Source organism: Metasolibacillus sp. FSL K6-0083, assembly GCF_038630865.1.
In the GTDB taxonomy this organism is placed as follows: Bacteria; Bacillota; Bacilli; order Bacillales_A; family Planococcaceae; genus Metasolibacillus; species Metasolibacillus fluoroglycofenilyticus.
In genome coordinates, this window is sequence record NZ_CP152046.1 from 2,274,935 (window position 1) to 2,298,741 (window position 23,807).

General features: G+C 38.2%; 20 protein-coding genes and 1 riboswitch. Of the genes, 8 read left to right on the forward strand and 12 right to left on the reverse strand.

Annotated features, from left to right (window positions below):
* Positions 1-150: 150 nt before the first annotated feature.
* A complete protein-coding gene (locus tag MHB51_RS10555; protein ID WP_066170568.1) occupies positions 151-1,749 on the reverse strand; it encodes a gamma-glutamyltransferase family protein in 1,599 nt (532 codons plus the stop codon).
* Positions 1,750-2,260: 511 nt separating this feature from the next.
* Here MHB51_RS10555 and MHB51_RS10560 point away from each other — a divergent pair.
* Positions 2,261-2,839 (forward strand): hypothetical protein, encoded by a 579-nt coding sequence (locus tag MHB51_RS10560; RefSeq protein WP_066170571.1) that lies wholly within the window; start codon positions 2,261-2,263, stop codon positions 2,837-2,839.
* Here MHB51_RS10560 and MHB51_RS10565 read toward each other — a convergent pair.
* Positions 2,825-4,234 carry a hypothetical protein gene (locus tag MHB51_RS10565; protein WP_342558119.1) on the reverse strand — a complete coding sequence of 470 codons (1,410 nt, stop codon included), beginning with the start codon at positions 4,232-4,234 and terminating at the stop codon, positions 2,825-2,827. The genes MHB51_RS10560 and MHB51_RS10565 overlap by 15 nt on opposite strands.
* A gap of 264 nt (positions 4,235-4,498) precedes the next feature.
* Positions 4,499-5,836 (reverse strand): acetamidase/formamidase family protein, encoded by a 1,338-nt coding sequence (locus tag MHB51_RS10570; RefSeq protein WP_066170577.1) that lies wholly within the window; start codon positions 5,834-5,836, stop codon positions 4,499-4,501.
* A gap of 314 nt (positions 5,837-6,150) precedes the next feature.
* A riboswitch (TPP riboswitch) is annotated at positions 6,151-6,251 on the forward strand.
* A 355-nt stretch (positions 6,252-6,606) separates the two neighbouring features.
* Here MHB51_RS10570 and tenA point away from each other — a divergent pair.
* From tenA to MHB51_RS10605, 7 genes are all read left to right on the forward strand, one after another.
* Positions 6,607-7,293, forward strand: a complete 687-nt coding sequence (gene tenA / locus MHB51_RS10575) for a thiaminase II (RefSeq protein WP_107941802.1) — start codon at positions 6,607-6,609, stop codon at positions 7,291-7,293.
* Between the two features lie 198 nt (positions 7,294-7,491).
* Entirely contained in the window at positions 7,492-8,769 is a 1,278-nt protein-coding gene (locus tag MHB51_RS10580) for an acetylornithine deacetylase (RefSeq protein WP_342471435.1), read from the forward strand.
* 88 nt (positions 8,770-8,857) lie between these two features.
* Complete coding sequence (locus MHB51_RS10585; RefSeq protein WP_342559482.1) at positions 8,858-9,619, forward strand: ABC transporter ATP-binding protein; 762 nt, start codon at positions 8,858-8,860, stop codon at positions 9,617-9,619.
* Complete coding sequence (locus MHB51_RS10590; protein WP_066170582.1) at positions 9,619-10,359, forward strand: ABC transporter permease; 741 nt, start codon at positions 9,619-9,621, stop codon at positions 10,357-10,359. Before MHB51_RS10585 ends, MHB51_RS10590 begins: the two co-directional genes overlap by 1 nt.
* A gap of 2 nt (positions 10,360-10,361) precedes the next feature.
* Positions 10,362-11,363, forward strand: coding sequence for an ABC transporter substrate-binding protein (locus MHB51_RS10595; protein ID WP_066170772.1), 1,002 nt, complete (start codon positions 10,362-10,364; stop codon positions 11,361-11,363).
* Between the two features lie 415 nt (positions 11,364-11,778).
* Entirely contained in the window at positions 11,779-12,471 is a 693-nt protein-coding gene (locus MHB51_RS10600; protein ID WP_342471437.1) for a response regulator transcription factor, read from the forward strand.
* A gap of 12 nt (positions 12,472-12,483) precedes the next feature.
* Complete coding sequence (locus tag MHB51_RS10605) at positions 12,484-13,851, forward strand: HAMP domain-containing sensor histidine kinase (RefSeq protein ID WP_066170589.1); 1,368 nt, start codon at positions 12,484-12,486, stop codon at positions 13,849-13,851.
* A 326-nt stretch (positions 13,852-14,177) separates the two neighbouring features.
* Here the strand turns inward: MHB51_RS10605 and MHB51_RS10610 are convergent, their stop codons facing one another.
* The 9 genes from MHB51_RS10610 to MHB51_RS10650 form a co-directional block, all read right to left on the reverse strand.
* Positions 14,178-14,534, reverse strand: coding sequence for a YxeA family protein (locus tag MHB51_RS10610; protein WP_066170591.1), 357 nt, complete (start codon positions 14,532-14,534; stop codon positions 14,178-14,180).
* Positions 14,531-16,387 (reverse strand): ABC transporter permease, encoded by a 1,857-nt coding sequence (locus MHB51_RS10615; RefSeq protein WP_342558120.1) that lies wholly within the window; start codon positions 16,385-16,387, stop codon positions 14,531-14,533. The genes MHB51_RS10610 and MHB51_RS10615 overlap by 4 nt, the downstream gene beginning before the upstream one ends.
* Positions 16,374-17,141, reverse strand: coding sequence for an ABC transporter ATP-binding protein (locus MHB51_RS10620; protein WP_342558121.1), 768 nt, complete (start codon positions 17,139-17,141; stop codon positions 16,374-16,376). The genes MHB51_RS10615 and MHB51_RS10620 overlap by 14 nt, the downstream gene beginning before the upstream one ends.
* 438 nt (positions 17,142-17,579) lie before the next feature.
* Positions 17,580-18,245, reverse strand: coding sequence for an L-fuculose-phosphate aldolase (locus tag MHB51_RS10625; protein ID WP_342558122.1), 666 nt, complete (start codon positions 18,243-18,245; stop codon positions 17,580-17,582).
* 12 nt (positions 18,246-18,257) lie between these two features.
* A complete protein-coding gene (locus MHB51_RS10630; protein WP_342558123.1) occupies positions 18,258-19,049 on the reverse strand; it encodes a DeoR/GlpR family DNA-binding transcription regulator in 792 nt (263 codons plus the stop codon).
* A 26-nt stretch (positions 19,050-19,075) separates the two neighbouring features.
* Positions 19,076-20,110: an S-methyl-5-thioribose-1-phosphate isomerase gene (mtnA, locus tag MHB51_RS10635; RefSeq protein WP_342558124.1), complete on the reverse strand. Its 1,035-nt coding sequence runs from the start codon at positions 20,108-20,110 to the stop codon at positions 19,076-19,078.
* Positions 20,110-21,303 (reverse strand): S-methyl-5-thioribose kinase, encoded by a 1,194-nt coding sequence (mtnK, locus tag MHB51_RS10640; protein WP_066170611.1) that lies wholly within the window; start codon positions 21,301-21,303, stop codon positions 20,110-20,112. The genes mtnA and mtnK overlap by 1 nt, the downstream gene beginning before the upstream one ends.
* Positions 21,304-21,315: 12 nt before the next feature.
* Positions 21,316-22,290 carry an ABC transporter permease gene (locus MHB51_RS10645; protein WP_342471442.1) on the reverse strand — a complete coding sequence of 325 codons (975 nt, stop codon included), beginning with the start codon at positions 22,288-22,290 and terminating at the stop codon, positions 21,316-21,318.
* Entirely contained in the window at positions 22,277-23,800 is a 1,524-nt protein-coding gene (locus MHB51_RS10650; RefSeq protein ID WP_342558125.1) for a sugar ABC transporter ATP-binding protein, read from the reverse strand. Before MHB51_RS10650 ends, MHB51_RS10645 begins: the two co-directional genes overlap by 14 nt.
* Between the last annotated feature and the right edge of the window lie 7 nt (positions 23,801-23,807).

The following is a 23,807-nucleotide window of genomic DNA, read 5'->3' on the forward strand; positions in this document are numbered from 1 at the left end:
GTCATTATCCCAGTAAAGGGGATGTCTGAAAAGTCATTTTAAGACGAGTAATCGCAGGTTCAAGTATTTTTAGCAAATATTTAATGTAGAAGTAGAGGGCTATCCGAAAAGTGTATACTTTTTCGGACAGTCCCTCCTAAAAAAGCCTTTTTAATAGCCTGCAATATGCCCGTCTGTACGCGACTCTGTGCCACCCATTAGTACACCTTCATCATCGCGCCATATAATTTGTCCACGACCAAAACTACCAGACTCGCTAATTGAAATATTATGCCCTTTTCGTCTCAATTCTTCAATTAAATATTGTGGGAAGTGGGGCTCCACTAATATCGTTTTATCCCCTGTCCATTGCCATCTCGGCATATCGAGTGCTGCCTGTGGATTTAAGTTGAAATCTACAGTATGTGATACGACCTGCATATGCCCCTGTGGCTGCATATAGCCGCCCATTACGCCAAACGGACCAACCGCCTTACCATCCTTTGTTAAAAAGCCTGGAATAATTGTATGATATGAGCGTTTACCACCGCGCAGTGCATTTGGTGCCTGTGGGTCTAATGAAAAATCATGTCCACGATTTTGCAGCGCTATGCCTGTACCTGGTACAACTACACCAGAGCCAAAGCCCATATAGTTACTTTGGATATAGGATACCATATTGCCATCCTCATCAGCTGTCGCTAAATAAATTGTGCCACCAGATGGTATTTTTGTTGGTTCAGGGCTAGCAGCGCTTTCTGTAATTTCTGCTGCCTTTAATTTTGCATATTCTTCAGATAATAAATAATCTACAGCTACTGGCATATCTGCCTGCTCCGTAATATATGCCTTGCCGTCAGTAAATGCAGCCTTCATCGCCTCAATTTGTGCATGAAGTGTATCTGCATCTTTCCATTTAGGCTGTTCAAGCTGTTGATAAATATTGAGTGCCATCGTTGCAACAATCCCATGACCATTCGGTGGAATTTCCCATACATCATAGCCTCTATAGTTTACAGAAACAGGCTTTACCCACTCTGGCTCATAGCTCGCTAAATCTTCCTTTGTTAAGAAGCCGTTATGCTCCTGCATGAAATTATCTATTTTCTGCGCCAAATCGCCCTCGTAAAAGCTACGTGCATCCGTTTCGCCAATAGAACGTAAAGTATTTGCGTGCCCCTCTGATGACCAAATTTCACCGATTTTCGGCGCACGTCCTTTTGGTGCAAATGTTGTAAACCATGCTTCAAATTCTGCTGCTGTGCAAGATTCTTTAAATTTTGTATAAGCTCTTTCCCAGTAGCTTCCTAAAATTGGCGATAGAGGAAAGCCCTTTTCAGCATATTCGATTGCTGGTGTTAATGCTTCAAGTAGTGATAGCTTACCGAATCTTTTTGATAATGCTGCCCAAGATGCCGGCACACCCGGAACCGTAATAGGTAGTAAGCCATACACAGGCATTTTTTCAAAGCCGCGCTCACGAACTGCCTCTATAGAAATGGATTTTGGTGCTGGTCCTGAACCATTTAAGCCATGTATTTCCCCATTCATCCAAACAATTGCAAAGGCATCGCCTCCAATGCCATTGGAAGTAGGCTCAACAACCGTTAACACTGCCGCTGTTGCAATCGCCGCATCTACAGCATTGCCGCCTTTTTTCAAAATTTCTAAACCCGCTTGTGCTGCAAGTGGCTGTGACGTTGCCACCATTCCCTTACGCGCAAAATGTGTATAGCGCTGCGAATGAAACGGCTGTTTTAAAAAATCCATATTGCTCACCCCAAATTATTATGTATTTATCAGTAAATTGTATCATAGAATCTATCTTGATTCAGTAATGTTTTCTGCAACGAGTAACCGCAGAAGTGTAGGTTTTTGCGCGAGAAAAGCATCAGGCTGAAAGGGCACGTTAAGTCCTCTCAGCCTCAAGACCTAGTAAAAGATACATTTACAGGTCGTTATCCCAAACTCAAATTTTCTTTAATATAAAGTTATCAACGAAAAACTTGAAATAAAAGAATTATTTCAGTATGATGTTTCAATGTCACCCTAAAAATTTGAAGTACTTCATTCTCACTTGTTAGCGTAAAAGGCGATGAAGGACAAACAAAAGGCCTAGTTAATTTCTAATACTAGAAGAGCTTCTCGACATCAAAAAAATAATCTTTCATATGATGAATCTTTTCTGCGTTTTAAACGTACTAAATATTAAGACTTCTTTCATAAATAATTATACTATTTCTTCATTTTTATCTGTTATTGTAATATTGAGGTGATTTTCATGGGTAAAGTAATTTATATTGTGTTAACAGAAACTGGGTCAATTCTTTCTCGCGCCATACAACTATATACACAAGAAAATTTCAATCATGTCTCTATTGCATTTGACCGCAATTTAACTGAGATGTATAGCTTTGGTAGAAAGTTTGAAAACAATCCTTTTATCGGTGGCTTTGTTCAAGAAAATATTCACTCTAAATTATTACGCTCTGCCAATTGTGCCATTTATGAATGCTATGTAACGGACGAGCAATACGGAATATTGCAGCAAAAAATTCAATACTTTAAACAGCATATGGACAAGTACCGCTATAATTTCATTGGCTTAATCGGTGTAGCTTGTCGCATTAAGCTAGAACGTGAATGGGCCTTCTTTTGCTCGCAATTTATAGCGACTTTATTAAAAGAGGCTGGTTTCCCTTTGGATGGGCTGTGCCCATATTTTATGAAACCGACTGATTTGGGCAAGCTGCCTTATATGCAACTTCGTTATAAAGGGGAGCTAAGCCGCTATGTCTTCATTCCTCGCTCCAAGCCAATGAGCAATGTACCAATTGGGGCCATATCAAAAGTCATTTGAATGAACTGTTGCGGCAACAAATGCTCGAAGTTGTTCAAAATGAGTCGGTATAAACAAATATTTTCGATAAATTTCTATTAACCGCTCAAATAACTCGAATTGTTCTGTTGCCCATAATGACTTTAAAATATTGCATACATGCTTTGAGGTCATCAGAGCAATCTCAGCATATGGTCCTCTTCTTATTTGATAGCCCTCCTGCCACTTTGTTAAAGACTGGCGAATATGCTGCGTAGAGCCATCGACAATATGAGCGATGCCTCTTTGCACACCAGCCTCTAATTTATGTAATAAATCCGCATCCTGCACTCCATTTATATATTGATAAATTTCTATACATGATGCAATTTCATAATCTTTTAATAATGCAATTATTCGTTTAAACTGATTCGTTTTCGCAAGTGCCTCTATAACATAATATAGAATAAACTCCCCACAATTTTTATTATAAGCCTTCACAATTGTTTCTGGCTGTGGCGGAATAATTTTAAGTACCTCATTATATTCAACCATCAATTCAACAATATGATTGTTTAAACGTTCCTCCTCGATTAAAAAAAGCCCCTGTACCAAAATTTGCTCTGTATCCTTGCGTGATACTGCCTCCTCAAGCAGTATATAAGCAAGCAGTGTTCTTTCCTTTTCTGTTAAAGCCCACTCCCCCTCTTTCCATACCGCTTCAAGTTGGGCTATACGTTTCCTTAGCTTACGAAAATGTCTTGAGCCACTTGTAAAATGAATAATGACATCACTTAAATGTAGAGTTTTTAATTCATAGGATGCCCCACTGCGCTGTGTGATGTGGTTGATTAATTGATGGACAATTGTCGCCACGCGATTTTTAGACATTGCTTGGTTGAGTGCTTTTTGCAACTCCAAAATGAGCAAGGCTGGATTTTGTATATTCTCAATGCCAACTTGCATAAATATGCTATATAATTTTTTAGCATATAGTGTGCTCCAAAAAGATTGATTATCTCGCCAAATTGGATGAATCATCCATTTATTCTCAACTTTATGAACTGCTAAAACCTTCATCTCCTGCATAGGAAGCACCATATCAATCCCTGTTAAAAATCGCAGTAGACCTTGCGCCTCAACTGTTTGATGAAGCGCCATATACTGCAATATATGTGCGTCATGATTATCAAGCATTAAATCTTGCAGCACCTTCGTCACACCTTGCTCTACTCCTGAAAAGGCGGCTACATCCTCAATACAGTAGCCTTTTACTAAAGTGAGTGCTTGCTCATCACTGATTAAAATTTGTTCTAGTGGAAGGAGCTCGCCCCAAATAATAGACGTTTCATTCGAAATTCCTGCAATTGCACGCATGAATGGCTCCCCTATTTTTCCCCCTGTCATGCTATACAGCTGCTCGTCTATTTGCAGCATACGTCTCCCCCCTTTTAATAACATTCTATTTCTACTATATCAAACGTGATGACAGGTTGCTGTAGTTTTTTGTCGGCATCTCTGCAAAAGGAAAGAGGTCATCTAGAAAGTCATTTTTGAGACGACCCTTTTGTGACAGGTCATTGCAGAAGCAGTTTTTTGTGCTGAAAACGAAGCGACAGGTACAAGCATTTTTAGCAAATAGTTAATGTAGAAGCAGGGGCTGTCCGAAAAGATATTCACTTTTCGGACAGCCCCCTATCCTTAATCATACTGCTGTTTTACTGGCTTATATATTTTTGCTTGTTTTAGCAATGTTTTCGGTACTTGGAATGTTGCTGTGACCACACCCGGTAGTCGACCAATTTCGACGCCACCTGTTAAGGTAATACGATTTTTCACCTCATCGCTAGATAAATCTAGTAAGGCTGCTGCCCGTTCCACCGCATTATCCGTTGCAATATTTAGATTGACGCCCGTTCCAACAACCGAAATAGGCAATGCCTCCTCTAGCTGCTTTAATCCATATTCCTCTGCTAGCTCTCGTGCTAAGCGCTTTTCCTCTTTCGTGAATGGCTTTGCAGTATATGGTAAATCTTCTTCATTCGCTAAAATAATTGGTCCGTCGATAGCTACTTTTTTTAGCACGCTTACTTGTAATTGTACAATGCCGGCAACATCTGTCGTATGTCCCGCCATTTCACCATCGCCCTGCATTGCATGCATATCACCGATATAAACACCGCCACCATCCACTTTTACAGGGCAAATAATAGTAGCTCCTTGACGTACGCGGCTAATGTCCATATGGCCATCGGTTTTATGTGAGACTAATTCCTCCTCAGTTAAAATAAACTCATGTGGTGCACCGATTAATGCCGCACCAAAATCACCCGCATTATGTGAATCAGGTAGCGCTTTTGAAGGCACTGTGCCTAACTGCCCTAAAAATGGGCGCATTCTTGCTAACACGCCAACTAAATCAGAAGGCGCTAAACTTACGACAGGATTTTGCTTCGAGTTTTCAGGTATTCGCATATAATGATTAGCATCTAACGCAATTTTTCGCGCACCGTCCTTGCCCACTGTCACACCTAATTGTTCATTATGGTGAAAAGCCATCGTATAACCATTTGTAATAGCAAATGGCGCAGTTGCTGTATCACAAATTGCACAGCGAATTGCCTGTGGTCCGATTCCTTGAACCTTCGTTTGTGGATGTAGCTTGCCGCAGCCAGGGCATTTTACTTTCACAAATGGGTCACCTATGAAACGGTCTGGCAGTGCTTCATCCGTACCAGATGCAGTCGCAATGGACGTTACTTGAATTGATTTAATTTTAATAACAAGTGCATCTCCAACTTCAGCACCCTCTATGTATACCGGTTTTGTTACTTCATGCCCGCCTCGTATTTCAGGTGTTAGCATTGGTCCCCAGCAGCCAGGTGCTGTGTTGGCAATAATTGTCCCGCCATTTCGGAGCGGACCAAGCATCGGCTTATTTGGATCTAATACACCATTCGTAAACTCATTGACAAAAAGCGTTTCTACTGCTTTAATCGTTTCGTTATTCTCATGTTCGATTGGTTGTTCATTCGTCATTAAAGCCACCATCCTTTTATACTTTATATTACTAGTTTAACTAGTGATATATTGGAGTACAAGCATTTACGTGAATTTAGAAACTTTTGTGTGTTAAGCGACTTTTTATATGTCTATATTGACAAGTTGCAGCAAAAGATAACAAGCTAGTTGAACGGTGCATTAATATTATATTCTCAATACTAATCTAGAGATTATTTTATATTAATAATCCTTATCACAATGAGCTGTTTATTTTGTTTTAAAGGAAAGTAACTGTAAGCGGCCACTTGACAAACAATTATGTCTATGATTAGCTAGATACAATCAAATATTCAAATTACTAGGGGAGCATAATTTTGCTGAGAGAGACAAGTCTTGACCCTTTGAACCTGATCTAGGTCGTACTAGCGTAGGGAAGTAATGGTGAAATATGTGCATATATTTTGTTATATACATTAACCCATTCCTTATACTACAGGAATGGGTTTTTTGTGCCTAGTATACGCATATACTCTCAGGTGCAAATTCCGAGTTTCCATGACAAAAATAAGGGTTATCTAAAAAGAAAGGGGCTGAATCTAGAGAGTTCTGAAGACAAGACACAGATTTGAGTAAGGCAAATCTCACAGAAGGCTAGGTATGATTAGGTGAGCTTGCCAAACAAAACAAAGCTCTTTCTGTTTAATTGAACCACCGTATACAAATTCATACGTAGGTTTGAGAGGTAAGGAGTTCATCGCTCCCCCTACTCAATTATATTTTAGTAATGACAAAGGAGAGTAAATTCAATGACATTTTCTGATCGTTTATTTAAAAAAGTGCAGCCTGTATGGAATAGTTATTTAGAACATCCTTTTGTAAAGGGGATTGGGGAAGGGACTCTTGAGAAGGAAAAATTCATACATTATATGAAGCAGGACTATGTGTATTTAATAGAGTACTCTAGAGTTTTCGCAATAGGGAGTACCAAAGCCAATGATTTAAAAACAATGACTATTTTTGCAAATTTATTGCATGGAACAATGAATTTTGAAATGGATTTACACCGTGAGTATGCAGCGAAATTTGGGATTTCCAACGAAGAATTAGAAAATACAGAGCCATCTGCTACAATGACAGCGTATACAAGCTATATGCTTAGCCAAGCACAGTTAGGCGGAGTAGAGAATACGATTGCAGCAGTATTAGCATGTGCATGGAGTTACAATTGGATTGGTAAAAAATTAGCTGAATGGCCAAATTCTTTAGAGCATGAACTCTATGGAAACTGGGTTAAAATGTATTCTTCTGACGGGTTTACTAAAATTGCTGAAGATTGCATCGATTTAATCAATGAGATTGCACAAGGAAAGCCAGAAGATGAACTGAATAAACTAGAAGAAATATTTGTGAAAACAAGTTACTTTGAATATATGTTCTGGGATATGGCTGAAAACATTTCAATGTGGCCAGTAAAAGAATTAGCAAAAATTTAATATTGATTTGGTGTAAATAATAATCGAATGGACAGGAAAAGAATAATTAAATAGAATCTGACCACTAGAGAGGGTGTATTACTACTTACAAACTAGTACATCCTAGTAGAAAGAAGCGGTTCATGAAAATAAATTGATAGATTTCAGACCACTTCTTTTCGCAAGTGGTTTCTCTATTACAAAAAAGGCGGGAATGTTGTGACAAATAATATCGAGAGATTGATGCTTCAAGTAGAAAATCGCAAACAAGAATTGATTGATTTGGTTACTACACTTATAAAGTTTGAAACACCCGCACCACCTGCAAGAAATACAAAAAATATTCAACAATTTATCGCAAATTATTTAAAAAATCTTAATTTTGAAATTGATATATGGGATGTGTATCCAGATGACCCCAATGTCGTTGGGGTGAAAAAAGGAACGGAACCTGAATTATATAGCAGTTTAATTATTAATGGGCATGTTGATGTAGCTGAAATACGAGATGACGAACAATGGTTAACGAATCCTTTTGATCCAATAGTAACTGAAGAGGCTATTATAGGTAGGGGCGTAGCTGATATGAAAGGAGGAATTGCAGGGGCCCTATTTGCATTAAAACTTTTACATGAGGCAAAATTTGAGGTGAAGGGCGATCTCATTTTCCAATCTGTCATCGGAGAAGAAGTCGGAGAGGCTGGTACACTTCAATGTTGTGAGCGAGGATATAAAGCCGACTTTGCGCTTGTTGTTGATACGAGTGATTTACATATACAAGGTCAAGGCGGGGTAATCACGGGTTGGATTACGATAAAAAGTGCTAAAACATTTCATGATGCTATGAGACGAAATATGATTCACGCAGGTGGCGGACTATTGCAAGCAAGTGCCATTGAAAAAATGATGAAAATAATAGAAGGATTGCAAGATTTAGAGCGCCATTGGGCGGTTACTAAGCAATATGAAGGATTTCCACCTGGTACAAATACAATCAACCCTGCTGTTATTGAAGGTGGAAGACAGCCCGCTTTTATAGCTGACGAATGTAAACTATGGATTACTGTTCACTACTACCCTAATGAAACTTATGAAGAGGTATCTAGAGAGATTGAGGAACATATACTTTCTGTTGCAAAGTCGGATCCATGGCTAAGGCACTATCCGCCGACATTCGTGTGGGGAGGAAGTTCGATGATTGAAGACAAAGGCGAAATTTTCCCTTCACTAGAAGTTGATCCGAATCATCCAGCTGTTCAATTATTGTCCTCCTCTCACCAAATGAACCATGGAAAAGAAGCTACGATTGATGTATCTCCTTCCGTTACTGATGGTGGATGGTTTGGCGACGCAGGTATCCCAGCTGCCATTTATGGACCAGGCGATTTTCAAAATGCTCATGCAGTAAATGAATCTTGCTCCATCGATCAACTTATTGCTTTTACGAAAACGATGATTCATTTTGTTTACGAATGGACAAACACCAAGAAAAAGTGACAGAAATGGAGGTTTATCTTGGTATCAACATAAGTTAAAGGGGAACGCGGAAATCAATTGAACAAGAAGGATGAAAGACTTTATGAGTATGGATAAAAAGCATGATTATGTACTGCAGTTTAAAGATGTATCATTTTATTATGATCACCCACACTATATTTTAAATAAGTTAAATTTTCAAGTAAATAAAGGTGAGTTTGTCAGTATTGTTGGGGCAAGTGGAACAGGCAAATCAACAATATTTAGACTACTTGTGGGACTGGAACAACCAACAGAAGGCTCTATTTTTCTAAATGGTTATGAAGAAACGAATCGTCTAGGTAAAGTAGGCTATATGCCACAAAAAGATTTACTTATTCCTTGGCGAAAGATAGCGGAAAATGTTGCTTTACCACTCGAAGGAAAAAATAAGAAATACGATAAACAATTAGTTTTAAATAGATTAAAAGATTTCGGATTAGAGCATGTTTACAATAAATATCCCCATGAACTATCAGGAGGGATGAGACAGCGTGCGTCATTTTTACGTGCTATATTAACTGGTTCAGATTTACTTCTATTGGATGAACCCTTCTCAGCCCTTGATGCGATGACAAAGCTGTATATGCAGGAGTGGCTGTTAGAACAATGGAATCAAACTAAATCATCGATTGTTTTTATTACGCATGATATTTCAGAGGCATTATTTTTATCGGACAAGGTTTTTGTCATTAGTGAAACACCGATTCATACGATTGAAGAAATCAATGTTCCATTAAAGAGGCCGAGAAGCAGACAACAATTAGATGCGCCTTCATTGATTAATTTGAAAAATGAACTAATCGATTATTTTAAAATGAAGGTGACATAATGAAAAGATATATGTATTCTGCCATATTACTTTCCACAACACTTGTGATTTGGGAGATTGTTGCAAGACTTGTTCATGTTTCATTTATTCTCCCATCACCCTCCCAGGTTATTATCAAATTGTGGGAGTTGAAAGACGTATTATTGCAATCCCATCTTCCAGCTACATTTGCAGTTATTAGCATAGGCTTGTCTATCTCTCTTGTGTTGGGGGTTGCAATAGCTATAGCCATGCATTATTCAAAGGTTTTAGAGCAATCTCTCTATCCTTTACTGATTACTTCTCAAACGATTCCAATTATCGCGTTAGCACCTATTTTTGTTCTATGGTTTGGTTATACAATTTGGAGCAAGGTTGTTGTGACGATTTTGATAACCTTCTTTCCGATTACGATAGGCATGTTTGATGGTTTACGTTCTACAGAGAAGGACTTAAAAGAATTGCTTCAAACATTTGGGTTAACAAAAAGTCAAATTTTTTTTAAGTTAGAAGTCCCCTCTGCCTTACCATCGTTTTTTTCAGGATTAAAAGTTGCGGTACCGATGAGTGTTATTGGAGCAGCAATTGGGGAGTGGTTAGGAGCACAATCAGGATTAGGGTATTTTAGTAGAAGAATGATGACTCAATTTGATGGAGCAGGTGTTTTTGCACCAATTGTTATTTTATCGTTCATCGGTATTGCATTATTTATTGTTGTTTTAATTATAGAAAAATCTTTTTTGAAATGGAGAAAAAATTAATGATGAAAAAACGGTTAAGTATCGTTATAAGTATGATGCTTGTATTTATCCTCGCAGCTTGTCAGAGTGAAGCCAGCAATGAGAAAGAACAAAATAAAAATCATAAAATTACAATGATGTTAGACTGGTATCCAAATGCGGTACATAGTTATTTATACGTTGCAAAAGAAAAAGGATATTTTGAAGAAGAAGGGTTAGATGTCGAATTTCAATTTCCGGCAAACCCAACAGACCCACTATCTCTTGCAGCAGCTGGTAAAGTAACGATGGGAATGTATTATCAACCGGATGTCATTCAAGCAGTAGCAAATGAAGGGATACCTGTAAAAGCAGTAGCAGCAGTCGTTCGTTCACCATTAAATCATGTTGTATTTCGTGCAAATCAACCGATTGAAAATCCACTAGAATTAGAAGGAAAAAAAGTTGGTTATCCAGGAATTCCATTGAATGAAACAATTATCAAAACCATTGTAGAAAACAGTGGAGGAAGCTATGAAAACGTAGACATGGTTAACGTTGAATTCGAACTAGGTTCATCATTAATATCCAAAAAGGTTGATGCCGTTGTTGGGGCATACGTAAACCATGAAGTACCGCAATTGAAAAGCGAAGGTCATGATGTTGGATACATGAATCCAGTAGATTATGGAGTGCCAAGCTATTATGAATTAGTCGCCGTTACGAGTGAAAAAACATGGGAAAAAGAACAAAAAGAAATTGAAGCGTTTTGGCGTGCAGCTAGAAAAGGCTTCGATTTTATGGAAAAGAACAGTGAAGAAGCATTACAAATTCTCCTCGACCAACAGGATGAAGCGAATTTCCCTTTAAATAAAGAAGTTGAAACGGAAAGCATTAATATTTTATTACCTAAAATGAAGAGTGAATCTGGGTTCGCAACTCAAGAAAAATCGTCTTGGGAAGAAACAGCCAAATGGTTAAAAGACTATGGATTAATTGAAGAAGTGCCAAATATGGATGAGTTAATTGTTAATATTTTACCTTAATTCACCAATTGGCAATCTGCAGTTTTCTTTGAGGATGTGACAGCCAATTATTTATTTTGATTGGGCAAATTCCTTTTTTGTACCGAAAGCAACGTGACAGGCATAGAATACTTCCATCTCTATAATTGACAAATTGAATGCTTCTTTTTCGATTTATTCAGTGGGTGTACAAACACTGTGAGTTCAATTTTCAAAAAGTAAGCTGTAAAGCTCGGTGTTTCTCTTGTTTTCAAATAACCCTCTGGCGAATTCTTTGAAAAAGCACACCCAACAGCGTCCAAAAAGCCGTCTATGCACGGCTTTTTTGGCATCCCTCATTTAACTCTTCCAATAATATAGTAATACTAAAAATTCACTTCCCTATCATTATCACCTATACTAAAAGAAGAAATGGATTGCTGAAAGAGGTGTTTGTATGGAACAACCATGCATTTTAATTATAGATGATGAGGCTGATTTACGAAGTTTACTAACAACTACCTTACAAAAGGAAGGCTTTTCAAATATTATTACTGCAAGCTCTGTCACAGAAGGCTGGAATATGTTTGAGCAGCATTCACCGAGTATTGCATTAGTCGATATTATGCTCCCTGATGGAGAAGGCTATGATTTATGTAAAAAAATGCGTGAGGTATCGCATATACCTATTTTATTTTTATCTGCGAAATCAGATGAAATTGATAAACTTCTCGGACTTGCAATTGGCGGAGATGATTATATTACAAAGCCATTTAGCCCAAAGGAAGTTGCATATCGCGTCAAGGCACAGTTGCGTCGCGCAGGCTACCAGACACAAGCTGAAGCACCAACAACTAGTGTCGGTCCTTTCACCATTAATACGGATGAAACTGAAGTATACAAGGCTGGAACTGTACTTGATTTAACGGCTAAGGAAGTTGGCTTAATGGCTTGCTTTTTACGCAATCCAAATCGTATTTTGAGTAAGGAAACATTATTTGAGCAAGTATGGGGGGAAGAATTTTTTGGAGCAGACAATACATTAATGGTGCATATTCGTCGCCTGCGAGAAAAAATTGAGGACAACCCATCTAGCCCAATCTATATTACGACTGTTAAAGGTTTAGGCTATCGCTTTAAGGCGAAATAAGGAGAAGCGTTTATGAGATGGAAAATAACAGGTCGCTTTTTAACTGCCATCATATGTACAGTATTTTGCGTTATTTTAATAAACGGTATGATTTCAATTGTGGCATTTTTTATTTACAATAATGCAAGCGAGGAAATCCATCCTTCACCAACAGATTTTACACGTACACTCGCACGTTACATTTCGGAAGTCGATGGCACACCTCAAATTTCAGACGAAGGGGTTGCTGCACTACAACAGCGCAATGCGTGGCTGCAATTTTTAGATGATAATGGTCATGTGATTGCTGAAGTATTAGCACCGCCTACAGCGCCTCAGCATTACACACCTGTTGAGTTAATACATGCTTATAAATATCGCGACGAAAATAATACGTCTATATTTGTCACAGAGCATGATGGCATTATGTATTTAGTTGGTATTGAAGATAGCAGTTTGACGAAAATTGTTTTCACCTCAAATACAAGCTCCATCTCCCAATTTGTAGCACAGGTTGCTCTTATTATTATTATCATCGACCTTGTTATTGCTGCAATTATTGGCTTTATCTTCAGTTCATTTCTGACAAAGCCGATTTATGGCATGATTGAGCGCATTCGAAAGTTGAAAAGCCGCAATTTTTCTGTTGCCAATATGCAAAACCAAGGCATTTATCATTCGGTTTTTCAAAATTTAGATGATGTCGCCGAGAGTCTGAAGCTACAAGAGGAGGAGCGCCATAAACTGGAGCTGATGCGCAATGAATGGATTAGCAATGTTTCGCATGATATGAAAACACCGCTTGCCTCAATCCAAGGCTACGCCGAACTACTGCAAGACGATATTTCACCAAAGGAAAAAGCAGATTACGCAGAAATTATTGAAAAAAAATCAGTTTATATGCGTGAACTACTAGATGACTTCACATTAACAATGCGGCTTCGCCAGCAGCAAATGCCATTGCAGCTTGTGGAAACAAATATCGTTTCCTTTGTACGCGAGCTTGTTATCGATGTCTTGAATGATCCATCGTTTAGCGAGCATAATATTTCATTTGAAGCACAAACCGAGCGACTTATGAAAAGCATCGATAGCCATTTGATGAAACGTGCATTGTTAAACTTTATTTATAATGCCCTCGTGCATAATGATGCACAAGTAGCGTTAGAAATTTCTGTCGAGGAACCAGCTACCATCATTATTCGCGACCAAGGCAAAGGAATTGCAGAGGCGGATTTACCACAAATATTCGAGCGCTATTATCGTGGTACAAATACGGAAAATATTAAAGGCACTGGGCTAGGTATGGCAATTGCCCGCGACATTATCCAAGTTCATGGTGGAGAGGTCATTGTAACAAGTAAGATTGATGTTGGCACAACTGTGGTTGTGAGGCTGTAGTGAATGGGGCGAAAAGCAATTTTCTGCCCCATTCCCCGTCTGCTATTTTTCATCCCCAAAACAATTACCTAAATAAATCACACCTCCGCATAATTGCATCCAAATTTTTTCGAGCTTGCTCGAAAACTCCTCTTCAAAATATGTGACATCCGCAGGTGACTTGTGCCAACACGATGTTGATTACTCAGTCGTTACCACCAGATACAATGACCCTAGACTGAATTCCTCATTATCGGCGAGTGTTTGGACACTCACTGAAATGAGCCTACCTAATCAAGACATTCATCTCACCATCTGTAGAGGTTGAAGACTTCTACTGAAAAATGTCAAAATTTCTCCTTCACTTTCTCAGGTAGCTCATCATACGATATTTCATCATAAGATGTCACCTCTTTACCGCTCTTCACATAAAGCTTTAAATAAGCATCATGCCGTAAATTTTTGTTTGCTGAAAACTCCACCTCAACAACCCCGCCATTTTCCTTATAGGCAGCCTGCTTATACCAATATGTCGCCATCACTTCGCCACTTGCTGTTGTAAACTTCTCAACCTCTCCATCTCCAGTAATTTGCACATATACAGCCTCTTTCCCTAAACGATTAAAATCAACCGTCGCAATTACAACAAGACCTGCAATCACAACGATAATCAACGATGCTAATGCAATAAATACTTTTTTCATTTTATTTGCCTCCACTGTAAATTGTGTGAAAATTGTTTGTGTGCCTGGCACCCAATCACTGCGTAAATCCCCACATAAACACCCATCCATATAATGACTGGCACAATGATATTTGCGCCCATTAATCCTGAAAATGCACTCAAAGCGAAAGCGCTATGCAAAATCCCCATTACTAATGGTGCTGCAAAGATAAAGCCGATTTGCATGCGGATGGTTTTGCTCATCTCTTTATGACCGACACCAATTTTATGCAAGATTTCATATTTACCGCGGTCTTCCTCTGCTTCCGTCATTATTTTAAAGTAAATAATACTGCCTGTTGCAACTAAAAATACAAGACCTAAAAAACTACCAACAAATAATAATGAGCCTAAACTTTCCATTGACGCTTTATAGCTAGCTGGGAAGCTTGATAAATAGCTATCGCCTAATTGTTGCTGTAGGTCATTAGAAGTTACTACTTGTTTTTTTTCGTCGCTCATACCGATTAATTGGTAGGCGCTGTCATTAACTTCTAATGCTTGATAATCCCTTGCAGATACCACAATTACCTGTGCAACTATGTCGGCATTCAAAATACTTTCTGTTCGGAAGCTCTTGACCTTTACCGCTACTTTCCCGATAGTTAATTGTTGTCCAGTAAAATTTGTTGAAAAGCGTTCATCATAATATGGGTCTAGCATAATGGCTTCCCCGTTGTGAACAGTTAATTGTTCGCGCTTTTGCAGCTTCGCTAGCTTGTTGTACGTATCATTATCGATAAATGTATAGCGATAGGTAACTCCTGCAACGTCTAGCTCTGACTGCTTGGCATTAATCGTTTCATCGTAAACAACATCCTGTGAAGAAATACGAGCCGCCTCCCCCTCCCACATAAACGTGTTCGGTAAATAATGCTGCGTCTGCTCGCCCGTATTGTAATACAGTCCATATACTGCACCGCCAGCCGTAATCGTCGTAGCACTTAATACAGCGATTGTTGTCAAGGTTTTCGCGTTACCTCGAATACGATACAAAAGCTGCGAAACACTTAATAAATTTAGCCCGCGCCATGCCCAGCGCTCATTATTTTTTAACTTTGTGAGGACGAAGACGAGGACGCTATGAAATAATAAATACGTTCCTGCAACCGTTGCTATAATAATAACAATCGGTGTTGCTATACCGAGCATTGCCCACATTTTCGATGTCATTAAATCCTGCAATGCTAACCAGTAACCGAATATTAGCAAGGTAATTCCCGCAATCGTTGCCAACCATTTTGCCCGCGGTAAGCTTTCACCTTTTTTATCAGCATAAAATAATTCAATTAATTTAAACTGATAAATTACGCGATAGCCTTGTAATGATGTAAATAAGAAAACAATCATAAAAACAACTGTCGTATTAAGCACCGCTTCACTTGATAGTGTGAAGCTCGCTACTGCATCCAGCCCCATCAAACGAACTAATATCGTTAATAAACCTTTGGATAATAGAAAGCCAAGCATAATTCCAATCGCTAGTGATAATATGCCAAGCACGATATTTTCAAAAAATAATAGGAAACCGATTTGCTTTTTGCGCACACCTAGCAGCGAATACAGCCCTACTTCTTTTTTGCGCTTTTTTATAAAAAAGGAATTGGCATAAATAATGAACATCGCCACAAAAATTAATAAAACGACAGAGGACGCACTCATAATACCTTGCACCTTCAAAGACGAATCTGCTAAAGCACTAATATCATCGCTATATTTCAATGTAACAAATGTAAAATAAATGACAATACTGAACAATACAGAGCCAAAATACAATGCATAACTTCTCATATTGCGGCGCATATTTTTCAATGCTAAATCAAATAACGTCATTTACGTCACCGCCAATCACTGTAAGCTCCTGTAAAATTGTTTGGAAAAATTGCTTACGCGTTGCTTGACCACGAAAAATTTCCTTCGATAGCTGACCGTCCTGTATAAAAAGAATGCGCTGACAGAAGCTAGCTGCATAAGCATCATGCGTCACCATTAAAATTGTTGACTGCTGCTTCGCATTCAAATCACTAAGACTTTCCAGTAAATCCGTTGCTGATTTGGAATCTAAGGCCCCTGTTGGCTCATCCGCAAACAATAGCTTTGGCTCTGTTACGAGTGCACGTGCTGAGGCTGTACGCTGCTTTTGTCCACCTGAAATTTGATACGGATACTTAGTAAGCAGTCCCTCGATGCCGAACAATTTCGCAATTTTTTCTACGCGTTCATTTATTTCTGACGCAGGTCTTTTTGCGATTGCTAAAGGTAATACAATATTTTCACGCACTGTTAACGAATCAAGTAAGTTGTAATCCTGAAAAATAAAGCCTAAATGGTCTCGTCTAAAGTCTGCAAGCTGCTCATCCTTCATATCGGCAATATTCGTCTCATCAATGACAATTTTACCCGTCGTCGCGCTATCAATTGTTGCAATAACATTTAGTAAAGTCGATTTCCCTGCACCAGACGGTCCCATCACACCAACAAACTCTCCTTTATGCACTTTGAAGCTTACACCATTTAATGCTTTATATAGATTAGCACCCTTGCCATATGCCTTTGTTATATTTTCAACTTGTAAAACAGGTTTCATCCTTCGCACCTCCATCTTGATACTTCTACTTTAGCAGGCGCTCCTTACGGTAAAATTGTGCGAAGCTTACAGCAACCTTAATTTTGTAATAATGCTACAATAACATTACATTTCATTTAAGGTTTGATGAAAAACCACCATTCTGCATAAAAATGCGCTATGCTATAACTGTTCCAATCACCTGCATTTGTATTTATATTCCGCAAAATAGCATCGCCTCGCTATTTTAAATACAATTGCAGTCAACCATTTGGACATGAGAAAACACCCTCAATTCTCTTAATTTAGTAGGAATCCTGCTAATTAAAAAGACCAGCCTCCCGCGAATTTCAAAGGTTTTTTCGAGTAAATCCGAAAAAATCCAAAGTTTATTACGCTAAGGCAAAATTGAAAAATCAAAAAAGGATTGCCTCCTGCGCGAGGGCAATCCTTTTTTCATTAAATTGTGTGAGAATTGTTTGTGTGCCTGGCACCGTATGTTTTGAAGCGTTCCAGCATATACTCCATCTCATCATCATCTAAAACAACCGGCTTTCCTATTCCTCTAGCACGAATATATACTTCAGCACAAAGCTCAATCTCCTCGGCAATATTAAATGCTTCTTCAATCGTTTCTCCCGCTGCGAGTAGTCCATGATTTGCTAATAAAACGGCTTTAGAATCTCCCATCGCAGTTAATGCATTGTCAGCAAGCTCCTGTGTACCAAAGCTTGCATATTGGGCACATGACACCTTTTTTCCCGCAACAGCAACTAAATAAGATACGGCTGGTAAATCTTCACGTAAACAAGAGAGTGTTTTGGCGAATACAGAATGCGTATGAACGACTGCCTGCATTTCTGGCTTTTGTTTGTACACAGCTGTGTGCATAGCCCACTCGCTCGAAGGTTTATAATTACCTTCTATTTTATTCCCATCTAAATCAATCAGCACAACGTCCTCTGGCTCCATAGAATCATATGGTACGCCACTTGGGCTAATCACTACACAGTTTTCAGAAGGAACATAAATACTTATATTGCCACCAGTGCCTTTTGTCAGTCCACTTTTCAAAAGTAATTGACAGTATTGGACAATTTTTCTTCGTTCATCAAGTAGTCTCAAATGAACAACCCCTTATTCATCATTTTTTACAAGTCGAAAATCGGTATGATTCTTTTTAAATTCATCAATTACTTCTTTTTGCTCTGCTGTAAAACAATCACAATCACTAGCGATAATCGTATTAATTTCATCTGAAGGTATAACTTGAAACAGTTTTTTGACACCAATCTTGCTATGGTCAACGAGGGCAATAATTTGATTTGATTTATGAATCATCGCCTGCTTCGCTTCGCCCTCATCAATCGTAGAATCTGTCAAACCCTCCTGCAATGTTAATCCGCGAGCTGATACAAACATTTTATCTATATTAATAGATTCCATATACTTCTTTAAAGATGTCCCCATCGTCGAGATGGAATTTGGGCGCACATATCCCCCCAGTAAAATCGTTGTTATTTCACTACTAATCAAATCTAATGTTATTGTAATATTATTTGTAACAACTGTGATATTCTTAAAATCCTTAACTAATTTTGCTACCTCAGCAGCAGATGTACTCGCATCAAAGCCAATTACATCGCCGTCTTCAATTAGTTTAACTGCTTCTCGTGCTATAACTTGCTTAGATAAAAGGTTTTCAGATGCACGCAAATTTAAGTTATCCTCTACAAATGATTTTTGAATGGGCTTTGCTCCCCCTAAAACGCGAATCAATAACCCTTCATTCTCCATCTTTTCTAGATCTCTTCTTATTGTCATCTCAGAAACATTAAAGCGGTTGCTCAAATCTGATATTTCAACGTAGTTTTTTTGATTCACTAATTTACTAATCTCATTTCGTCGATGTTGTAATGAATTTACCATGCGTGTCATCCTATTCTTTACTAATATTAGTTAAAAACCGCCCTTAATTTCTCCTCATTTGGGCTATGAATAATTCCTTTCTCTGTAACAATTGCTGTAATTAAATGAGCAGGCGTCACATCAAAAGCAGGGTTATAAACTTTTACTTCTGGTGGTGCAATATATTGCCCTGTCGGCTTTAGCACCTCATCCTTATTTCGCTCTTCGATTGGAATCTCTGCACCAGTTGCACAATTTAAGTCAATCGTAGGTGTAGGTGTAGCGACATAAAATGGTATACCATAATGCTTTGCCAAAATTGCTACCCCCAGTGTACCTATTTTATTAGCTACATCGCCGTTTGCCGCAACACGATCGCAGCCAACAATAACAGCCTGCACTTTATTTTGCGCCATTACTGTTGCAGCCATATTATCCGTAATTAATGTTACATCAACTCCAGCGTGGTAAAGCTCAAAAGAAGTGAGCATAGCTCCTTGAAATCGAGGCCGTGTTTCATCTGCAAAAACTTTTAAGCTCATTCCTTTTTCTTTTGCTAAATAAAACGGTGATGTTGCAGTGCCATATTTTGTTGTTGCTAATGCACCAGCGTTACAATGTGTTAAAACACCTTGACCATCGTTTAATAAAGTTAATAAATGCTCTCCAATATTTCGGTTAATATTAACATCCTCCATATGAACAGCTATCGCTTCCTCAAGCATACACTCTTTAAACTCGTCCAAATCACTTCCTAAAAACAGCTCTGCTACCTTCCCCATACGCTCAAGCGCCCAAAACAAATTAACAGCAGTCGGTCTAGATGTTGCTAAGTAATCAAGCTGTTCCTTTAACACTATCTTTGCTTCCTCCACTGAGCCTTTTAAATGCTGAATAGCAATATAAGCCCCATAAGCAGCCGTTACACCGATGGCTGGTGCACCGCGTACAATCATGGAATGGATAGCGTTCCAAACATCTTCAGCAGTAGTAATCTCTACATAGCTGACATCGTTAGGCAATGCTGTTTGGTCTAGAAGTATTAATTTATCATCTTTCCATTCTATTGTCTTAAGTTCCATTATATCAACACCTCACCTTTATATTTAAGTAGCAACTGAAGATATTTAGAAATGCTAGAAATAGCATCATTTTTTATACATTCCTTCGCAATGGATAAACCTCTTCGTTCAGCTAAAATACGTGCTTCTTTATCTTCAATTGTTGTAATATCTGCTACTTTTGCTAAGCCAATGATTCGACGATTTATTTCTAGTCCTGCAATGGCAAATGTATCCCGTAAAATAGAGGATAAAAACCCCTCTACAACTTCCTCATAAATGGCGAACTGTTCTATCGACTCTTGTAATATCGCCCTTGCTTTTAACTCGAATTTTTCCATTGTCTCTACTAATACATTCTCTACCCAATTTCCGTAATCTACTTCGTTAAAGGCAAGTGCTCTCAGCCAAGAAAATGTTAAATTTGCTACTAAGTTCCCAACATCGTAGCCAATAGGACCATAGAAGGCAAACTCCGGGTCAATAACTTTTAAAGTCTTTTGATTAATAAATATAGAGCCCGTATGTAAATCACCATGAAGTAAAGCCTGACCCTGTGTTAAAAATTGTTGCTTTAGCTTCGCAACTTTCAGATGCATTTCTTTATCGTTATATACAAAGTCTTGAATGAATTCCTCATTACCCTCTGTTAGCATATTTTGCTTTTTAAAATCAATATATGGCTCTGTATAAACGAGATGCTCCGTAATCTCACAAAGCTCAGGATTAATAAATTGCTTTTGTAGCTGCTTTTTCTTTACAGGATTCATTAAAAAATCCGTTGTACGAATTAAGTTTTCAGCCATAAACGTCGAAATATTTTCCGAGAAATGATTGAATGTATGAAATGCCATCAAATCCTTTCTCATAATTTCAAAATCCTTTAAATCTTCCATTACACAGCAGCTCATCGTTTGGTCAAACAACAAAACTTTAGGCACTAAATCTGGTGTGTATTCAGCTTCTAGCATTAATGCCTCTGTTTCAATACGATTTCGGTCTGTCGAAAGTACAAAGCTTTCAGATATCCTCGCTTGAGGTCCTGCCTGTTTGACAATAACTGAGGCCCCCGCTTCATTCGTTACTCTAAATACATAATTTAAATTACCGTCTCCAATTTCCCTGCATTGTAGTTCCCCTGAAAAGTCTTTAATCTTTGCTTGAACATATTTTTTTACATCTTCATCGCTCATTAAAAAATACGCTGAATACATCACAGCCACCCCTTATTTTTTTCTACTGTAATATGTGGATGCTAAAGCCAAAGCTAATACAAGCCCTTTTATAATATTTAATGAATAATATGGCACCGACAACATCACTAACCCATTTTCCAAAATACCAACAAGCGCAGCGCCAAATAAGGTACCGATAGCATTCGGCTTGCCATGTCCTGCAAAGGATTGACCAATAAAAGCGGCTGCAACTGCTGGCATTAAATAACCTGCTCCCGCGTTAATTTGAGAGGAGCCTATTTGTGATGCTAATAATAGACCACCTATACCCGCTAATAGTGCTGAAAAAATATAAGCCATCATCTTATAACGATTGACAGGAATGCCCGACAATTTTGCTGCCTCTTCATTCCCACCGACAGCATATAAAAAGCGTCCATGCTTCGTATATGTTAAAAACAAATGCACAACAATCACAACACATAGCATAATGAGGATAATCCATGGCGTTTTACTCAATGTTAGGAAAAAGGAAGAAATACTCCCCTCTGTTGGTGTACCGTCTAATCGAGGCATCCCTACAGAAATTGAACCGCCGCCAGTATAAGTCATTGCAACCCCTTCAACAATAAACATCGTTGCTAACGTCGCGAATAAATCAGGAATCTTTATTTTCACAATTAAAAAAGCATTGAATAATGCAACACATAAAACAGCTAACAATGCCACTAAAATAGAAACGCCTGTTGGCATACTAAACCATACAAACATCGAAACGACTACTGAGCTTGCTAATGTCGCAGTAGAGCCGATAGATAAGTCGAAACCATTAACAGAAAGCGATATCGTTAATCCGATTGCGATAATCGTAACGATTGAAATACTTCTTAATATGTTCAGGATATTAGCCGTCTGCATAAACGTTGGAATCGATATAGTAAAAATGATGATTAATAATATAACCGCAATTACAATTGCCCAATCTTTCATAAATTTTATAGATTGGAGATTTTTAAGCCCCTGCATAACTATCACCCCCGGTTGCATAGTACATTATTTCATCCTCGGATGTTTCACTCGTAATAAGCTCCTTAACTATCTTGCCATCATACATAACGTAAATACGGTCTGTGATTAATAACGCCTCATTTAGTTCACTTGTGGCGTAAATTATCCCTTTCCCTGCAATCGCTAGCTCATCAATTAGATTAAAAATGTCGCCTTTTGCACCGACATCTACACCTTTCGTAGGCTCATCAAACATTAATACCTCTGCATCTGTCATAAGCCATTTGCCAATCGCAATTTTCTGCTGATTTCCCCCAGATAAATTAGCTACTTTTTGATATTCATTCGGTGTTTTAGCACCAATTTTTTTAATCATTTCTCTAGCGGCACTTAGTTCTTTTTGGCGGTTTATAAATTTGGCAAAGCCTGCGAAAAATTCTAAGTTCGCCATTGATAAATTTTTATAAATTGGCTCTTCTACAAAAATCCCTTCTTTTCTTCTTTCTTCAGGAATTAGACCAAATTTATTTTTTACGGCATGATAAGGTGATATATTCTTGACCAGTTTCCCAGCCAACTCAATCGTTCCATACTTTAAATGTGACATACCAAATATTGCCTTACAAAGCTCCGTTTTCCCTGCACCAACAAGCCCTGCTATCCCAACTATTTCATGTTTATCAACAGTAAATGTGACATCATTAACTAGACCTGAATCGTCTACTAAGTTCGTTATCTTTAAAATTGCATCCCCTTTATTTTTCAATTGCTTATGATGTACTAAATCGAAGGACTTACCTAGCATATATTCAATAACCTTCGCAGGACTGATTTCAGCAATTTGGCTTTCGTTAACAATTTCTCCATCCTTCATAATTGTGATTTTTTCACAAATACTGAAAAGCTCAGGAATTCGATGTGAAATAAACACAATGCCTAAATGATGATTTTTCACTAAATCACGTACAATGGAAAATAATTTATCTGTCTCTGCCTGACTTAATGGGGCAGTTGGCTCATCTAATATTAAAAACTTTCTTTCATGGATAAGCGCTCTTGCAATAAGTATCATTTGCTTCTCAGCTAATGAAATATCCTGTACCTTTTTATCAATATCCATGCTGATGCCCATACGCTTTAATACGTCTTTCGCTTGCGATTTGATTGCTTGCCATTTTATTAGCGATTTTTTACTAAAGACGAGATTATCGAGCATAATATTTTCTGCCACTGTTAAATACGGGATTAACGCCGTGTCTACTTCTTGATAAACAATATCTATGCCTAGCTCCTTTGATTTTTTTGTATCTTCAATTGACACATTGTGATTATTAATAAAAATTTCGCCTGTATAATGTGGGTATGCACCAGATAATATTTTCATTAGCGTTGATTTGCCTGCACCATTAGCTCCTATGACTGCATGGATTGTACCCGACTCTAGCTTGAAATTAACGTTGTTTAGCGCCTTAACTCCAGGAAATTCGATTGAAATTCCTTTCATTTCTACAATAGTCGTACTTTCCATTTGTACC

Coding starts and splice junctions, on each gene's coding strand:
- MHB51_RS10620 (WP_342558121.1), bottom strand. CDS start 17,141: ATGAAACCTGTTTTACAAGTTGAAAATATAACAAAGGCATATGGCAAG.
- MHB51_RS10560 (WP_066170571.1), top strand. CDS start 2,261: ATGGGTAAAGTAATTTATATTGTGTTAACAGAAACTGGGTCAATTCTT.
- MHB51_RS10630 (WP_342558123.1), bottom strand. CDS start 19,049: ATGGTAAATTCATTACAACATCGACGAAATGAGATTAGTAAATTAGTG.
- MHB51_RS10585 (WP_342559482.1), top strand. CDS start 8,858: ATGGATAAAAAGCATGATTATGTACTGCAGTTTAAAGATGTATCATTT.
- MHB51_RS10615 (WP_342558120.1), bottom strand. CDS start 16,387: ATGACGTTATTTGATTTAGCATTGAAAAATATGCGCCGCAATATGAGA.
- MHB51_RS10605 (WP_066170589.1), top strand. CDS start 12,484: ATGAGATGGAAAATAACAGGTCGCTTTTTAACTGCCATCATATGTACA.
- MHB51_RS10570 (WP_066170577.1), bottom strand. CDS start 5,836: ATGACGAATGAACAACCAATCGAACATGAGAATAACGAAACGATTAAA.
- MHB51_RS10595 (WP_066170772.1), top strand. CDS start 10,362: ATGAAAAAACGGTTAAGTATCGTTATAAGTATGATGCTTGTATTTATC.
- MHB51_RS10555 (WP_066170568.1), bottom strand. CDS start 1,749: ATGGATTTTTTAAAACAGCCGTTTCATTCGCAGCGCTATACACATTTT.
- MHB51_RS10600 (WP_342471437.1), top strand. CDS start 11,779: ATGGAACAACCATGCATTTTAATTATAGATGATGAGGCTGATTTACGA.
- MHB51_RS10650 (WP_342558125.1), bottom strand. CDS start 23,800: ATGGAAAGTACGACTATTGTAGAAATGAAAGGAATTTCAATCGAATTT.
- MHB51_RS10610 (WP_066170591.1), bottom strand. CDS start 14,534: ATGAAAAAAGTATTTATTGCATTAGCATCGTTGATTATCGTTGTGATT.
- mtnA (WP_342558124.1), bottom strand. CDS start 20,110: ATGGAACTTAAGACAATAGAATGGAAAGATGATAAATTAATACTTCTA.
- mtnK (WP_066170611.1), bottom strand. CDS start 21,303: ATGTATTCAGCGTATTTTTTAATGAGCGATGAAGATGTAAAAAAATAT.
- MHB51_RS10565 (WP_342558119.1), bottom strand. CDS start 4,234: ATGCTGCAAATAGACGAGCAGCTGTATAGCATGACAGGGGGAAAAATA.
- MHB51_RS10590 (WP_066170582.1), top strand. CDS start 9,619: ATGAAAAGATATATGTATTCTGCCATATTACTTTCCACAACACTTGTG.
- tenA (WP_107941802.1), top strand. CDS start 6,607: ATGACATTTTCTGATCGTTTATTTAAAAAAGTGCAGCCTGTATGGAAT.
- MHB51_RS10645 (WP_342471442.1), bottom strand. CDS start 22,290: ATGCAGGGGCTTAAAAATCTCCAATCTATAAAATTTATGAAAGATTGG.